The following is a 16,159-nucleotide window of genomic DNA, read 5'->3' on the forward strand; positions in this document are numbered from 1 at the left end:
GCTTAGGCGGCGTTTTTGCTCGTCTTGGTGTCGCCGGTGCCATAGCCAACGCCATAGCCGCCATAGCCGTCCTTGCCGTAGTCGCCGCTGCCGTAGGCCGAATACTCGCCGTAGTAGCGTTCGGCTTTTTTGAAGTCGAAGCAGTTCAACACCACGCCGAGGATGTTGCCGTCCGCGCGCTTAAGGCGCAGCAGGCCGCGGCGCGCCAGCTGGTAAGGCGTATCGACCGCCTTGGCCACGTAGATGACGCCGGTCGCGTATTTCGACAGCACCAGCGCGTCGCTGACCAGACCGACCGGCGGCGAGTCGATGACGATGACCTCGAACTCTTGGGACAACTTGGCCAGCGTGTCCTGGAAGCGTTGCGACATCAGCATTTCCAGCGGATTGAGCGGCGACATGCCGGCGGTGATCACCGACAGCGACGTCCCCTCCACTGTGCGCAGGCACTGCTCCAGCGGTGCCGTGCCCGCCACCAGGGCCGACAGGCCAGCCGCATTGCCACTGATTTCCAGTCCCTTACCGATAGCCGGACGGCGCATGTCGGCGTCGATCAGCAGCGTGCGCTTGGTCAGCGCATGCGCCATTGCCAGATTGATCGAGAACGTGGTCTTGCCCTCGCCCGGCACGCTGGAGGTGACCAGCAGCACGCGGCGGTCAAGATCGATGGTGGACATCATCACGCTGGTCAGTGCGGTGCGGATCGACTCCGCATACAGCGATTGCGGCTCATCCATGAAGATGTGCGCGGTGGTGGTGCGGTCTGCCGACTTTTTGGACAGCAACGGCAGCGAAGTCAGCAATGGCTGCTTAAGCTTGGTCTCGACGTCCGCCGTGCTCTTCAGCGTGTTGTCCAGCAGGTCCATCAGCAAGGACGCCATGACGCCGCCCAGCAGACCGAGCGCCAGGGCGATCAGGATGATCTGGCCCTTCTTCGGCTTGACCGGGGCACCAGAGGTCTTGGCCTGATCGACCACGCGGGCGACCGCATTCTCCAGATCGCCGGCAACACTGGTTTCCTTGGCGCGTTTCACGAACATGTCGTAGATCTGGCGGTTGGACTCCACCTCGCGCTCCAGCACGTTGAGCTGGAATTCCTTGCGATTGGTGTTCTGGATCGCGCCGCGCGCCTGCCCCAATGCCCCCTCCAGCGTGCGCAGGGTGCCGCGCGCCACTTCATACTCGCGGGTCACGCTGGCCACCACGTTGTCGGTCTGGCGCTTGACATTATCGCGGGCGGCCTTGACCTCGCCGTCGGCCTGCACGTATTTAGGGTGGTCGTGGCCGTAGCGCTGGGCAATCTCGGATAATTTACGCTCGGCTTCGGCCTGCTGACGCAGCGCCTCGCCGACCACGGTGTTGCGTACCACAGCCGGCAGCGACGCCAGATCGGCGCCCGGCGGCGCCGACTTGATCTGGTTGTAGGCATTCTCCGCCTCGGCCAGACGCAGGCGCGACTCGACCATGCGCTGGGTCAGCTCTTCCACCTGCTTGCCTTGGCCGCTTTGTGAGGCGCTCTTGACATCCACGATGCCGGCCTGGTCGCGGTACGCCTGCAACTGGCGCTCGGACTCGTCCAGCTTCTTGCGGATGCCGGCGGTGCGGTCCTGCAGCCAGGCACTGGCTTTCTGGGTCATCTGGAAATGCACGTCCAGATCGGCCTCGATGAACGTCGCCGCCATGGCATTGGCGACATCGGCGGCCAGTTGCCTGTCGGCGGCATCGAAGCTGACCTTGACCAGCAAGCTCAGGCGTATCGGCTCGACCGTCAGGCGCTTGTTGAACTTGCTCAGCACGGCGCGCGCCAACGACTCCTCGTTCCAGACCTTGGGCCGCTGGTCGGCGAAACCGATAGCTACCAGCGCATCGTTGACCAGACCGCCGTCAGCCTCGCGTGGATCGAATTCGGGATTTTCCCACAACTTCATCCTGGTAATGGTCTTGAGCGCCACGTCGGGCGCCTTCAAGATCTCCACCTGTGTCATGTAGTAGTCGCGGTTGTCGCTAAAGCCGCCATAAACGGAATCGATCGACACCACCTTGGATTTATTGGCGTCGATCAGCAGCGTCACGGTCGAACGATAGATCGGCGTCATGGCGAACACCGCCACGGCGGCCAAGACGGCGACCATAACGCCGAACGCCAGGATCGACCATTTACGCTTGGTAATACTGCGCCAATACTCGACGAAGTCGAGCGTGATCTCCAGTTCGTGCAAATGCGCCGGCTGCGCCGACGGAGGGACAGGAGTGAGCGAATCAGATGGTTTCATGAATAAGTAGAATAAATGCGGATAACTTGGTAAGGCGGGCGGCGATGGCCAGCACGGATATCAGAAGAAGCTTTCTTCAATGGTCACGATGTCGCCCGGATTGATCAGGGTATTCATGTTGACCTTCTCCGCTTTGTTGTTCGGGTCGTTTTCGCGGATCACATACATCTTCGACGAGGAGGCCCGCTCGCGGAAGCCGCCGGCGATCGAGCCCGCCTTGCGCACCGTCAGTCCGGGCTGGTACGGATAACCGCCCGGCTTCTCGACCATGCCGTTGATGTAGAACGGCCGGTATTCCGCCACCTGTACCGACACGCGCGGATTGACCAGATAACGTCCGCGCAAACCCTCGGTGATAACGCGCTCAAGATCCCCCACCGTCAAGCCCAGCACCCGCAATTCGCCCAGCACCGGATAGGACAGGGTGCCGGCATCGGTCAGCTTGATTTTTTCCTTGCTGAGGTCATCTTCACCGAAGACCACGATGTTGAGCACATCGCCAGCTCCCAAGCGGTAGGACGAGTATGCTGTGCTGGCCGACACCGCCTGGGCCTTCCAGGCGTCGGCGTCAGCTTGAGGGGCTTCCTGTGCTACAGCGGAGCGGCACAGCGCGCTCAGGACTATCAGTAACAATGTAAACTTCATGGAGAACTCTGAGTACAAAAACAATGATCCAAAACCAATAGCGCCGGGGGGAGTCCCACCCACCCGGCGTCATTAGAACGCAAGCACGCGCTTACAACGTGCCTTCAAGCGACAAAGAGAACACGTTGCGCTTGTATTCCTGAGCCGACACATTCGATGTCCGGCGGGTCGACGCCAGCTCGGCGCTCAGGTTCAGCCAGCGGCGCACCGCGTAACTGATCCCTACGCCATAATTCTTGGTATTTTGTTGCAAATTAATACCATGATAAGCTGAATCGACCTGGCCGAGGTTAACTTTCGTCGTCGTGAACGAGTTCCACTGATGGCTCCAGCGTACGCTCTCGTTGCGGTTCAGGATGTAATCGCCGACACCGGTAGAATCAGCCGGTGCGCGCGAAGTATTGAAGTCGAGGGTCGAATAAGTCAACGGCGTCCAGCGCACCGAACCCTCCCAGCTCACGCCGGAGTAGTCACTACGGGCATTGCTGTCGAAATCCTTCTTCAGCTGACCGATCTTGATCACACCGGTGGTGGCGGCGGTCGCCTCCCACGTGACGCCGACCAGCGCGCGGCGATCGGTGTTGGTGTTGGTCGAAGTACTCAGCTGGTAATCGGTCTTGATGTTGCGCAATTCAAACAGCAGCGAGGTCTTCGGCGCCACGCGGTACAGGAAGCGACCGGCGACATTGATCAGATTCAGGTCGCCGCCGGCGGTGACGGTCAGGTTGTTGTCGTAGCGCTTCTCCTGCACGAACGATTCCACCTCGAAACGCCCGATCGCGCCCTGCGCGCCATAGGCAAACAAGGCGGCCGCCGACGAGGCGTGCCATTTGTCCGGCGTGGCCGACAAAGTGCGGTCGGTCGAGCCGCGCGGGTCGGTGCTAGCTTGGTAGCCGGCAGTCCAGCCCAGGCGCGCCCGGCTAGTGAAAGTATTGTCGCCGGCGATCGCCAGCGTGTGGTGATCAAAATTATCCGCCGAGCTCTTGTCGAAACGGGTAAAGTTGCCGGTGTAACTAGCGGTATAGCGGTCGCCATCATTTTTCAGTTCGGCCACCAAATAGGTGTTAAGGCTAGTGAACTGGGTGCCCAACTCATTGTTGGATGAACCCAACAAATTATCGTTATGACCGTGGGACAGCACCACGTCCGGATAAACATACAGGCCACCGAAACGCACCGGCGCACCAAAGGCGGGCGCAGTCATGATACCCGGCAAGCTGGCTCGGCTGTTGCTTTCGTAGCTAGGCGTGAACGCAACCTGATTGGGATTGATGGTGGCGCCGAAGATGCTGTCGGTGCTCTGCGCGGTGCTGCTGATCGGGGTGACCGGGGCCGGCGCCGACTCGGACGACTTGCTTTCCTGCGCGCCAAGTTCACCCGCAGGCGCAGTCTGCGCCCAAGCAACCTGCGTACAGGCCGCAGCCACAGCCAGCGTCATGATGTGACGCACAAACAGAATTTTATCGTTCATAGATAAGTAACAGAAAAGAGTGTGAAAGTTTGGCAACCTGCGCTGCATTGCACGATAAAAGGGGGCTCGCAATCATTTTTTCCATTAGGAAATTTTGCGCATGGTTTTTTGTTGCACTGCAGCTATTTTAAGACACGCGCTGAGCAAATAGTAGCACGATGTCATTAAAAAAAGGGAAAGTTACTTTGGAAAAGCATAATACTATGCTATCTTACACCATATTAAGTCAGTCTACTTTTATGAATGAACTGACGGTGCACGATTGCGCCAGGCAGGGCATGCCCGGCTTCCGATCCTTTCGCGCTGCACCCGCTGTCCAAAACAACTGACGAACGAGTTCTTGAAGATGAATCAAGCTTTTCTTGCGACACTGTCCGCAGCCTTGGTGCGACTGCCGCGGCGCTGGAAGGTGCTGCTCATGGTTTGTGGCGACGCACTGTCCATCCCACTCTGCTTGCTGATTTCCATGGTGCTGCGCTTGGGCGGCCCGGCACAAGTCAGCAGCTACGGCTACTTGCCCTACCTGCTGATCACTGTCATCACCATCGCCGTGTTTCACGTCTCCGGGCTATATCGGGCGGTGATCCGCTTCATCGACAAGCACCTGCTGATTAAATCCGGCATCGCGCTCGCCGCAGTCACGCTGGCCACTTACCTAGCTGCGGCGATGTTTAACGATCAGCGCCTGCCGCGCACGGCGTTGATGATCTACTGGTTCATCACCTTCTCCTACGTGGTCTCCTCGCGCATGCTGGTGCGCGATTTCCTGCGCACCCACACCGGCCTCTTGCGTCGCAACAAGCGCAACATCGCCATCTTCGGCGCCGGCGAGCACGGTGCGCAGCTGGCGCTGTCGATGCGCGCCAGCGAAAAATACCAACCGCTGTGTTTTTTTGACGACAAGCACATCTTTAAACACCACACGGTGGCTGGCCTGAAAGTCTACTCCAGCGCGCGGGTGGCCGAAATCATCGAGGAAAAAAGCATCCAGTTGATCGTGCTGGCGATTCCGCACGCGAGCCGCCAGCGTCGCCGCCAAGTGATGTCCATGCTGAGCGAAACCGGCTGCCAGGTCAAGATGCTCAGCAGCCTGGTCGAGCTGTCGGACGACAAGGTCAGCGCGCAGGCCATCCGCGAGGTCAAAATCGAGGACTTGCTGGGGCGCGACATGGTGCCGCCGCGCGAAGACCTGTTCGCCCAGTGCGTGAACGGGCGCGAAGTGCTGGTCACCGGCGCGGGCGGCTCCATCGGCAGCGAGCTGTGCCGCCAGATCGCCGCGCTGCACCCCACCCGCCTGTGCCTGCTGGACCATTCCGAGTTTTCGCTGTTCATGATCGAACAGGAGTTGCGCGTGCGCTTTCCCGATCTGGCGCTGACGCCCTACTTGGGTTCGGTGTGCGACGCCCCGCTGGTCGAGCGCATCCTGCGCGAGAACCAGATCGGCACGATCTACCACGCGGCGGCCTACAAGCATGTGCCGCTGGTTGAATCGAACGTCATCGAGGGCATCCGCAACAACGTCATCGGCGCCCAGGTGATCGCCGCCGCCGCTCACAAGTATCAGGTGGCGACATGCGTGCTGATATCCAGCGACAAGGCGGTGCGCCCGACCAACATCATGGGTGCCAGCAAGCGCATCGCCGAGCTGATCTTCCAGGCGGCGGCCCTGCAAAACACCGCGACGACGTTCTGCATGGTGCGCTTCGGCAATGTGCTGGGCTCGTCCGGCTCGGTGGTACCGTTCTTTCAGGCGCAAATCGCCAACGGCGGCCCGATCACCATCACCCACCCCGACATCACCCGTTACTTCATGCTCATTCCCGAGGCGGCGCAGCTGGTCATGCAGGCCGGCTCGATGGCGCGCGGCGGCGAGGTGTTCGTGCTGGACATGGGCGAACCGATCCGCATCATCGACCTGGCGCGCACCATGATCGGCCTGGTTGGCCTGACCGAGAAGACCGCCGAGTTCCCGGACAACGAGATCGAGATCAAGTATGTCGGCCTGCGCCCCGGCGAAAAGCTGTACGAGGAATTGCTGATCGGCGGCGAAAGCCAGCCGAGCGAACATCCGCGCATCATGGTCACCACCGAGTACGCGCTGGAGCCGGCGGTGCTGGCGCGCATGCTGGACACACTGCGCCAGGCCTGCGCCACGCTCGACGAGCAGCGGGTCAAGGATGTGGTGCGCGACATCGTGCCGGAATACGCGTCGCCACCGCGCGATGCGGCACCGCTCGGCGCCGCCGTCGCGCCCCAGCCGGCAGCCGTCCCCATGGTCGCCTAGGGACACGCGCCATCGTTATTTTCGTAGTCTGTTTCCACCCGCATCAACGCCAGCGCGTTGACCAACCTATCGAGCAAACATGCAACTTCTGACAAACAACACCTCTATCGCGATTATCGGCCTCGGCTACGTTGGCCTACCACTGGCTGTGGAATTCGGCAAGCTGTACCCTACCTTGGGCTTCGATATCAACACCCAACGCATCGCAGAACTGCGCGACGGTGTCGACCATACGCTGGAAACCGACGCCGACGAGCTGGCCAGCGCGACGCACCTCAGCTTCAGCACCGACGCCGAGGACCTGCGCGCGGCCAGCGTCTACATCGTCACCGTGCCGACCCCGATCGACGACCACAAACAGCCGGACCTGACGCCGCTGCAGCGCGCCTCCGAGCTGCTGGGCAAGGTCATCAAGCAGGGCGACATCGCCGTGTTCGAATCGACCGTCTACCCCGGCGCCACCGAGGAATACTGCGTGCCGATCATCGAACAGGTGTCCGGCCTGCAGTACAACCGCGACTTCTACATCGGCTACAGCCCGGAGCGCATCAACCCGGGCGACAAGGCGCACCGCCTGACCACCATCACCAAGGTCACCTCCGGCTCGACGCCGGAAGCGGCCGACTTCGTCGACGCGCTGTACGGCAGTATAATCGAGGCCGGCACGCACAAGGCGGCCTCGATCCGCGTGGCCGAGGCCGCCAAGGTCATCGAAAACACCCAGCGCGACCTGAACATCGCGCTGATGAACGAACTGACCATCATCTTCAACAAGCTCGGCATCGACACCGAGGACGTGCTCAAAGCGGCCGGCACCAAATGGAACTTCCTGCCCTTCCGTCCGGGCCTGGTGGGCGGCCACTGCATCGGCGTCGACCCCTACTACCTGACCCATAAGGCCGAGTCGATCGGCTACCACCCGCAGGTGATCCTGGCCGGCCGCCGCATCAACGACAGCATGGGTGGCTACGTCGCCGGCCAGTTGGTCAAGGAGATGCTCAAGCGCCGCATTCAGATCGACGGCGCCAACATCCTGGTGCTGGGCCTGACGTTCAAGGAAAACTGCCCGGACCTGCGCAATACCAAGGTGATCAGCATCATCGACGAACTGAAGGAGTACAACGTCAAGATCGACGTCTATGACCCGTGGGTCAGCGCCGAGGCCGCCCGCCACGAATATGGTATTCTGCCGATCAACAAACCGCAGAACGGCCACTACGACGCGGTCGTGCTGGCGGTGGCGCACAACGAATTCCGCGAGATCGGCGCCGCCGGCCTGCGCGCGCTGGGCAAGCCCGAGCATGTGCTGTATGACCTGAAATACGTACTCGATCAAGCCGACTCCGATATTCGCCTGTGATGCATGCCATGACCCGTTACGACCACCTGCTGCAAACGCTGCCGCAACATCCGAAAACCTGGCTAATCACCGGCTGCGCCGGCTTCATCGGCTCTAACCTGCTGGAGACGCTGCTCAAGCTTGACCAGCGCGTGGTGGGCCTGGACAACTTCGCCACCGGCTTCCAGCGCAACCTGGACGAGGTGCGCGGCGCGGTCAGCGTCGAGCAATGGCAGCGCTTCCGCTTCATCGAGGGCGACATCCGCGACGCTGACGCCTGCCGCGCAGCGACCGCCGGCGTCGACTATGTGCTGCACCAGGCCGCGCTGGGCTCGGTGCCGCGCTCGCTGAACGACCCGATCACCACCAACGACGTCAACATCAGCGGTTTCCTCAACGTGCTGACCGCCGCGCGCGACGCCGAGGTCAGTTCGTTTGTGTATGCCGCCTCCAGCTCGACCTACGGCGACCACCCCGGCCTGCCCAAGGTCGAGGACACCATCGGCCGGCCGCTGTCGCCGTATGCGGTGACCAAATACGTCAACGAGCTGTACGCCGAAGTGTTCGCCCGCTGCTATGGCTTCAAGACCATCGGCCTGCGCTACTTCAACGTGTTCGGCAAACGCCAGGCGCCGGATGGCGCCTACGCCGCCGTGATGCCGAAGTGGATCGCCGCCATGATCCGCGGCGAAGAGATCTTCATCAACGGCGATGGCGAGACCAGCCGCGACTTCTGCTACATCCAGAACGCCGTGCAGGCCAATCTGCTGGCCGCCACCGCGCCCGACGAGAGCAAGGACCAGGTGTACAACGTGGCCGTCAGCGACATCACCACGCTCAACCAGCTGTTCGGGCACCTGAAGCGGGCGCTGGCCGACAATGGCGTGGCCTACGACAAAGCGCCGGTGTACCGCGACTTCCGCGCCGGCGACGTGCGCCATTCGCAGGCCAATATCGGCAAGGCCAAGCGCTTGCTGGGGTATGCGCCGCAGTTCCGCATCGTCCAGGGCATCGACGCGGCGACGCCGTCATATGTGGCCTCGGTGCGCGCGGCGCTATCTTGAACCACGGACGTAGCTGGCAGTTATGGCGATAAAGCAGAACATTGTTGCGAATTATGCGAGTCAGTTGTATGCGACCTTGGTCAGCATCGTCATGGTTCCCATCTACATCCGCTATGTCGGGGTCGAAGCCTATGGTTTGATCGGTTTCTTCTCCGTCATCCAAGCATGGTTTTTATTGCTGGACGTGGGGCTGTCGCCGACGTTCTCGCGCCAAGTGGCGCGCTTTCGGGCTGGCGCGGTCAATATAACCGAGCTACGGCAGCTGTTGCATGCGCTCGAGGGTCTGTTTTTCCTGATCGCCATCATCGCCTGTGGCACGCTGTATTACTTCTCCGGCAACATTGCGACCTCCTGGCTGAAGATCGAGTCCATCCCGCAGGCGGAGGTCGAGCGCTGCCTGGCCTATATGATCGTGGTGGTGGCGCTGCGCTGGATGTCAGGCTTGTACATTGGGGCGATAAACGGTTTCGAGAAACAGGTCTGGCTCAGCACGCAAAACTTCGCCAGCTCGACGCTGCGCTTCGTCGTGGTGGTCGGGGTATTCGAAATATGGGGGCCGAGCATCAGCCACTTCTTTGCCTATCAGGTGCTGGTGGCGCTACTGGAACTGACGCTGTTGTCGACCAAACTGTATCGTCTGCTGCCTCGCGCGCAAGCCGACGCGCCGTGGTCGTGGACACCGCTGCGGGGGGCGCTGCGCTTCTCGGGCATGATCGCGTTGAATGCGCTGGCTTGGGCCTTTGTGACCCAACTCGATAAATTGCTGCTGTCGAAATTATTACCGTTGTCGTCGTATGCCCATTTCACGATGGCGGTGGTGGTGGCCAGCGGCGTCGGTATCGTTACCGCGCCAATTGGTTCGGCGATTCTGCCGCGCCTGTCGAAATTGGAAGCGGAAGGTAATCACAGCGGGCTCATCGCTCTGTATCGCAAGGGCACCCAGTTCGCCACCATCATGGCGGCGGCAGCATCGGTCACGCTGGCGGTCTTCGCCCAGCAAGTGCTGACGGCATGGACCGGGGACACCGTGATTGCCGCCCACGCGGCGCCGATCTTGCAATTTTACGCGGTGGCCAACGGGCTACTGGCGATCGCGGTGTTCCCCTACTACCTTCAATTCGCCAAGGGAAATTTAAAACTGCATCTGGTGGGCAATCTGGTGTTTGCCGTCGGGTTGGTGCCGCTGATTTTATTCCTCGTCGACAAATATGGCGCACTTGGCGCGGGGTACGCCTGGATGGCGCGCAATGCCTTGTATTTCGCCGTCTGGATCCCGCTGGTCCACCTGAAATTTGCCCCGGGCCTGAACAAGCCCTGGCTGCTGTCAGATATCCTGCCTATTTATATCGTGGTAACGCTGGTGGTCGTCGGGACGCGGTATTTGCTGGCGCTGCCCGACCAGCGTCTGCTGACCGCGGGCGCGATCGGCTTGGTCGGCGCGCTGGCAGTCGCGGCAGGCGTGGTGGTCACCCCCAGCGCCCGCAGTATACTGACGGATAAACTGCGCCTGATGTATCTGCGGCGCTACCAGCCGCCGTTGCGCTAGTGCAATGGCGCTCTTCCCGCGAAACGGGACTCCAACTCGTTTGTCAATCAAGGATATAGCAGCGTGATGTATAAGTTAAACAACCGGGAGCAGGCAAGCTATCTGTCAACCCTGTTCCTGGCGTTATTTTTCGTCTTATTCCCATGGGAAGAGGTGTTCAACGTCTCCTTTTTCGATATTCCGTTCTATCTCGTGCGCATCGACGGCCTGCTGCGCGGCGACGAGGCCTATCTGTCCTACACATTCGCGCAATGGGTCTCCAGCGAACCGCTCTGGGGCAAAATGCTACTCTTGATCGGCTCCACCTTCGACCAACCGATGACCGGCCTGTTAATTGTCTCGTTTTGCTGCATCGCCGTGTTTTCAACGCTGACCTTCAGTCGCTTCAATATTGCCCTGGGCACCTTCTTTCTGCTTAACCCGCTGGTGGTCGACCTGATCATGTCGCAGGTGCGTAGCGCGCTCAGCGTCTCGATTTTGTTGATCGCCTTCAATACCAAGCGGCGCGTGCTGGTCATCGCGCTGGTCGGGACGGCGGTGCTGATCCATACCATCGGCTTCGTGCTGGTGACCACCTATGTGTTTTGCCATTTCGCGGTGCGCCTTGAAAAGAAATTCGGTTACCGCCTGGCCGCGCTGGCCACGCTGGCCTACGCGACCTTGATCGCGATGGCGCTGAGCATCGGCCGCGCGGCGATCCTGGAAGGGTCGGGAGACCGGCGTATCGAGTATGGGACCGACACCAACTCGGTAGCCTATCTAATCTTCTGGTTCGCCCTGGGTATCGCGCTGATGCTGACGAAACGCGACCAGGAGGCGCAAAAAACCTGGAGCGACCATTACGCGATCGTTGTGTTAACACTGCCTTTTCTGATGATGGCGCTCGGCGCCAACGGCATCCGTTTCGTCGCCCTCGGTTTCCCACTGATCTTGCACGCGCTCGGCAACCGCACGGAGCGGATCCGCAACATCCTGCTCGGCGCATTGTTCAGCTATCAGCTGGTTCAATATTACTACTGGTTTAGCTATTCCTAATAACGGACAACCACTGGGTTCTGATGCCCGGCCCCTGCAGACAACACACCATGAAAATTGTGCTTTTAACCTCGTCGATGGGCGCCGGCGGCGCCGAGCGGGTGGCCGCCACGCTGGCCAACGCATGGTCAGCGCGTGGCCATCAGGTCACCATCATGCCGACTTTTTCCGGTCGCGGCGACTGCTTCTATCCGCTGGCGGACCAGGTCGAGCTGCGCTATTTGGCGGACGTGGCGGGCGCCAACGGCGCCGGCAAGAAAAACTGGAAAACCATGCTGGTCCGGCTATTGGCGTTGCGCCGGTTTTTCCGCGCGACCCGACCCGACGTGATTATTTCCTTCATCACCAATGTCAACGCGGCGGCCGTGATCGCCTCAGCCGGCTTGCGCATTCCGACCATCGTCTGCGAACGCAGTGACCCGTTCGCCCAGCCAACGACGCGGATCGGCAAACTGTATGGCGCACTGACCTACCGCTTTGCCAGTTGCCTGATGGTGCAGACCGCTGCGGTCGAGCAAAAATACCGCCAAGCCAAAACCCGTCTGAAGCGCTTGGCGGTGATTCCGAATCCGATTCCGCCGCAGTTTGAGCTGGCGCCGGCGCGCAGGCGGGAAAGCACACGGCGCCACCTGGTCGGTGTCGGCCGCCTCGCGGATGAAAAACAGTTTGGCTTGCTGATCGATATTTTTGCCCGCCTCGCATCCGCCCATCCCGATTGGCACTTTCACATCGTCGGCAAGGGGCCGCTCGAAGCCCAGCTGCAGCGGCGCATCGACGCCCATGGTCTGGCGCAGCGGATTGAGTTGCGCGGGCCGTCGTCGGACATCCACGCCACACTACAGCAGGCCGACGGCTTCGTATTGGCGTCGCGCTACGAGGGCTTTCCGAACGCGCTGCTGGAGGCGATGGCCACCGGCCTGCCCTGCGTGACCTTTGATTGCCCCAGCGGGCCACGCGAAATGACCGAAGCCGGTCAAGTGGCGCTGCTGGTGCCGAGTAATGACACGGCCGGCATGGAACAAGCCCTGCGCACCCTGATGGGCGACGCGCAATTGCGCGAACGCCTCGGGCCCCAGGCGCGCAGCTCAGTCATGCGCCGCTTCTCGGTGGAGGCTGTTTTGTCACAATGGGAGGCGCTGTTCAGAGAGGTCGGAGCGCTGCGCTAGCCCCACCCCACCCACACGTGCCCACCGGATATCATCGAGGACCAGTCACCATGATGACTAAATTTGTACACCGCGAGGCCCGCGTCAAGGTCCTGCATATCATTGTCGGACTGAACGTCGGCGGCGCAGAAATGATGCTGCTGCGGCTGGTGACCGCCAATCCCAACACGATCGCGGAAACCGTGGTGGTGTCCTTGACCGAGCTGGGTGTGGTAGGCGCCATGTTGCGCGAGCGCGGCGTCGCGGTACATACGCTGGGCTTGTCGTCGGCGCGCCAAGTGCCGCTGGTCGCCGCGCGGCTGATCGCCCTCATCCGGCGCAACCGGCCGGCCATCGTCCAGACTTGGATGTACCATGCCGACCTGTTGGGCGGAGTGGCGGCGCGGCTGGCGGGCGTCAAACGCGTGATCTGGGGCGTGCGCACCACCGATATCGGCGCCGGCCAGGGCAATCGCCGCACTGTCGCCGTGCGCTGGCTGTGCGCGCGCCTGTCCGGTATCGTCCCCAGCGTGATCGTTTGCGCGGCCGAGGCGTCACGGCAACTGCATGTCGCGCTGGGCTACTGCGCCGCCAGAATGGAGGTCATCCCCAACGGTTTCGACCTGCAACGACTACAGCCAGGCCCGGAGAGCGACGTCAGCCTGCGGCAAGAATTGGGCTTGCCACCCGAGCAGCCGGTGGTCGGGTGCGTCGGCCGTTTCCATCCGGTCAAAGACCATGAGAATTTTGTCCACGCGGCAGGCCTGTTGCTGCAGCGGTTTCCCTCGGCACGCTTCCTGCTGGTTGGACGCGACTGCGACACCGGCAACGCCCAGTTGATGGCGTGGCTGGAGCAAGCCGGCGCGCGTGGACGCTTCGTCTTGCTGGGCCAGCGCGACGATATTCCACGCTGCCTCGCCGCCATGGACATATTCTGTCTGAGCTCGCGCAGCGAGGGCTTTCCCAACGTGGTCGGCGAGGCCATGGCGATGCGCCGCCCGTGCGTGGTCACCGATGTCGGTGACGCCGCCTATTTGGTCGGGGGACAGGGGGTGGTGGTGCCGAAGGAAAATGCGGCGGCGCTGGCCGCCGGCCTGGGTCAGTTGCTGAGCTTGAGCGCGGCGGAACGCGCGCAACTGGGACAGCGGGCCCATGAAAGGATCGCCGCCCACTTTACGATCGAACGCACCCGCGAGCGCTTCGCGGGCCTGTATGCCAGGTTATCGCCGCGTATGGCCTGATCCGGCGCGGCGACAGCGCGCCAGTTTGACAACAACTTTATGAAGCAACCAGCGATGAGGAAAATTTTTTAATGTGCGGATTTTCAGGCTATTTGGGTGGACGTTTCTCGTCGGGCGTCGAGGGCGCCAAGGCACAGTTGCTGCGGATGAACAACGCGATCGCGCATCGCGGTCCGGATTCGGACGGCTACTGGGTGGATCCCGAAGCGGGCATCGCCCTCGGTCATCGGCGCCTGGCGGTGGTCGAACTGTCGGCCGCCGGCGCCCAGCCGATGCGATCGGCGGACGGCCGCTTTTGCCTCGCGTTCAACGGCGAAATATACAACCACCTGGCGTTGCGCGCCGAGCTCGAACGCAGCGGTGCGGCGCCCACGTGGCGCGGCCACTCCGACACCGAAACGCTGCTGGCCGGCTTCGACGCCTGGGGCGTGCAGCGCATGGTCGAACGCTGCATCGGCATGTTCGCCTTCGCCCTGTGGGACCGCCAGTCGCGCGCCCTGACCCTGGGACGCGACCGTCTGGGCGAAAAACCGCTGTACTATGGCTGGCAAGGCCGGGGCGACGGCGAGGTGTTTCTATTCGGCTCCGACCTGAGCGCATTGAGGGCGCACGCGGATTTTTCCGCGGAAGTCGACCGCGGCGCCCTGTGCGGCTTGTTGCGCCACAATTACATCGGCGCGCCCCACTCCATCTATCAGAATATTCACAAGCTGGCGCCGGGCACCTTGCTGTCGATCTCGCTGGAGCAACGGCAAGCCCAGGTGACATCGTACTGGTCGGCGGCGCTGGCCGCGACCGCTGGCAACGCCCAGCCCTTCGCCGGCAGTGCGGAACAGGCGACTGATGCGCTGGAGGCGCTGCTGATGGACGCGATCGGCCAGCAGATGATGGCCGACGTGCCACTGGGTGCGTTCCTGTCCGGCGGCATCGACTCGTCCACCGTCGTGGCGCTGATGCAGGCGCAGGCCAGTCGACCGGTCAAGACCTTCACGATCGGTTTCAATGAGCAGGGCTACAATGAGGCGGTGCATGCCAAGGCGGTGGCGCAGCATCTCGGCACCGATCACACCGAACTGTATGTGACGGCGCAGCAGGCGCTGGACGTGATTCCCAAACTGCCGCGACTGTACTCAGAACCCTTCGCTGACTCATCGCAGATCCCGACCTATCTGGTCTCGGCGATCGCCCGGCAACAAGTGACCGTGGCCCTGTCGGGCGACGCTGGCGACGAGCTGTTCTGTGGCTATCACCGGTACGCCATGGTCGATCAATTCTGGAAAAAGATGTCGGCGCTGCCGCTGCCGCTGCGCCAGGCCGCCGCCCGCAGCATTGTCGCCTTGCCTGCGCCGGCCTGGAACCGCGTGCTGGCGCCATTGCAGCGCCTGGCGCCACGCCTGCGCGGCGTCAACGCCGGCGACAAGCTGCACAAAGGCGCAGCGATCCTCGCCTCGCGCAGCGCCGACGATCTGTATCGCAACATGGTATCGCATTGGCACGATCCGGCAAGCGTGGTGATCGGCGGCGCCGAACACCCTTCCGTGTTGCTTGGCGCGCGGCCCTCGCTCACCGGACTGGACAACAAACAACGGATGATGGCGCTCGATACCCTGAGCTATCTGCCCGATGATATCCTGACCAAGGTCGACCGCGCCAGCATGGGCGTTTCGCTGGAAAGCCGGGTCCCGTTCCTCGACCATCGCGTGGTGGAGTTCGCCTGGACCATCCCGCAATCGATGAAGCTGCGCGACGGGCAATCGAAGTGGCTGCTGCGTCAGGTCCTGTACCGCCATGTGCCTCGCAGCCTGATCGAACGTCCCAAAATGGGCTTTGGCGTCCCGATCGATGTTTGGCTGCGCGGGCCGCTGCGGGACTGGGCCGAAGCCTTGCTGGACGAGTCGCGATTGCGGCGGGAAGGCTATTTCCATGTGGCGCCCATTCGGCAGCGCTGGGCTGAGCACCTGTCCGGTCGACGCAACTGGCAGGGGCACCTGTGGGACATTCTGATGTTCCAGGCCTGGCTTGAGGAAAACCGGCGCTGACCGCCAAGCGCGACGCCGCCGCAACAACCAACGGCCCCGAAGGACGGGGCTGAATTGACGCAGCCACGCGGTCTGGC

11 protein-coding genes are annotated in these 16,159 nt (G+C 61.9%); 8 read left to right on the forward strand and 3 right to left on the reverse strand.

What is annotated here, in order from left to right:
- Positions 1-2 precede the first annotated feature (2 nt).
- The 3 genes from GTP44_RS13340 to GTP44_RS13350 all read right to left on the reverse strand — a co-directional run bounded on the left by GTP44_RS13340 (position 3) and on the right by GTP44_RS13350 (position 4,356).
- Entirely contained in the window at positions 3-2,273 is a 2,271-nt protein-coding gene (locus GTP44_RS13340; protein WP_161019824.1) for a GumC family protein, read from the reverse strand.
- Positions 2,274-2,333: 60 nt separating this feature from the next.
- Positions 2,334-2,906 carry a polysaccharide biosynthesis/export family protein gene (locus tag GTP44_RS13345; protein WP_202424070.1) on the reverse strand — a complete coding sequence of 191 codons (573 nt, stop codon included), beginning with the start codon at positions 2,904-2,906 and terminating at the stop codon, positions 2,334-2,336.
- A 103-nt stretch (positions 2,907-3,009) separates the two neighbouring features.
- Positions 3,010-4,356, reverse strand: a complete 1,347-nt coding sequence (locus GTP44_RS13350; RefSeq protein ID WP_161019826.1) for an outer membrane beta-barrel protein — start codon at positions 4,354-4,356, stop codon at positions 3,010-3,012.
- Between the two features lie 499 nt (positions 4,357-4,855).
- Between GTP44_RS13350 and GTP44_RS13355 the strand changes: the two genes are divergently transcribed.
- From GTP44_RS13355 to asnB, 8 genes are all read left to right on the forward strand, one after another.
- Positions 4,856-6,673 (forward strand): polysaccharide biosynthesis protein, encoded by a 1,818-nt coding sequence (locus GTP44_RS13355; RefSeq protein WP_229256907.1) that lies wholly within the window; start codon positions 4,856-4,858, stop codon positions 6,671-6,673.
- Positions 6,674-6,752: 79 nt separating this feature from the next.
- On the forward strand, positions 6,753-8,033 hold the full coding sequence (gene tviB, locus GTP44_RS13360) for a Vi polysaccharide biosynthesis UDP-N-acetylglucosamine C-6 dehydrogenase TviB (protein ID WP_161019827.1): 1,281 nt from the start codon (positions 6,753-6,755) through the stop codon (positions 8,031-8,033).
- Between the two features lie 8 nt (positions 8,034-8,041).
- Positions 8,042-9,076: an NAD-dependent epimerase/dehydratase family protein gene (locus GTP44_RS13365; RefSeq protein ID WP_161019828.1), complete on the forward strand. Its 1,035-nt coding sequence runs from the start codon at positions 8,042-8,044 to the stop codon at positions 9,074-9,076.
- A gap of 22 nt (positions 9,077-9,098) precedes the next feature.
- Complete coding sequence (locus GTP44_RS13370; protein WP_161019829.1) at positions 9,099-10,622, forward strand: lipopolysaccharide biosynthesis protein; 1,524 nt, start codon at positions 9,099-9,101, stop codon at positions 10,620-10,622.
- 63 nt (positions 10,623-10,685) lie between these two features.
- On the forward strand, positions 10,686-11,657 hold the full coding sequence (locus GTP44_RS13375; RefSeq protein WP_161019830.1) for a hypothetical protein: 972 nt from the start codon (positions 10,686-10,688) through the stop codon (positions 11,655-11,657).
- A gap of 50 nt (positions 11,658-11,707) precedes the next feature.
- Positions 11,708-12,823: a glycosyltransferase family 4 protein gene (locus GTP44_RS13380; RefSeq protein WP_161019831.1), complete on the forward strand. Its 1,116-nt coding sequence runs from the start codon at positions 11,708-11,710 to the stop codon at positions 12,821-12,823.
- A 50-nt stretch (positions 12,824-12,873) separates the two neighbouring features.
- Entirely contained in the window at positions 12,874-14,043 is a 1,170-nt protein-coding gene (locus GTP44_RS13385; RefSeq protein WP_229256908.1) for a glycosyltransferase family 4 protein, read from the forward strand.
- Between the two features lie 71 nt (positions 14,044-14,114).
- A complete protein-coding gene (gene asnB / locus GTP44_RS13390; RefSeq protein WP_161019832.1) occupies positions 14,115-16,082 on the forward strand; it encodes an asparagine synthase (glutamine-hydrolyzing) in 1,968 nt (655 codons plus the stop codon).
- Positions 16,083-16,159: the final 77 nt, after the last annotated feature.

Source organism: Duganella lactea (assembly GCF_009857505.1).
Lineage (GTDB): Bacteria > Pseudomonadota > Gammaproteobacteria > Burkholderiales > Burkholderiaceae_D > Rugamonas > Rugamonas lactea.

What these genes read in the sequence shown, in the direction of transcription:
- GTP44_RS13340 (WP_161019824.1), bottom strand. Translation starts at nt 2,273, where the DNA reads ATGAAACCATCTGATTCGCTCACTCCTGTCCCTCCGTCGGCGCAGCCG.
- GTP44_RS13350 (WP_161019826.1), bottom strand. Translation starts at nt 4,356, where the DNA reads ATGACGCTGGCTGTGGCTGCGGCCTGTACGCAGGTTGCTTGGGCGCAG.
- asnB (WP_161019832.1), top strand. Translation starts at nt 14,115, where the DNA reads ATGTGCGGATTTTCAGGCTATTTGGGTGGACGTTTCTCGTCGGGCGTC.
- GTP44_RS13355 (WP_229256907.1), top strand. Translation starts at nt 4,856, where the DNA reads ATGGTGCTGCGCTTGGGCGGCCCGGCACAAGTCAGCAGCTACGGCTAC.
- GTP44_RS13370 (WP_161019829.1), top strand. Translation starts at nt 9,099, where the DNA reads ATGGCGATAAAGCAGAACATTGTTGCGAATTATGCGAGTCAGTTGTAT.
- GTP44_RS13380 (WP_161019831.1), top strand. Translation starts at nt 11,708, where the DNA reads ATGAAAATTGTGCTTTTAACCTCGTCGATGGGCGCCGGCGGCGCCGAG.
- tviB (WP_161019827.1), top strand. Translation starts at nt 6,753, where the DNA reads ATGCAACTTCTGACAAACAACACCTCTATCGCGATTATCGGCCTCGGC.
- GTP44_RS13385 (WP_229256908.1), top strand. Translation starts at nt 12,874, where the DNA reads ATGATGACTAAATTTGTACACCGCGAGGCCCGCGTCAAGGTCCTGCAT.
- GTP44_RS13365 (WP_161019828.1), top strand. Translation starts at nt 8,042, where the DNA reads ATGACCCGTTACGACCACCTGCTGCAAACGCTGCCGCAACATCCGAAA.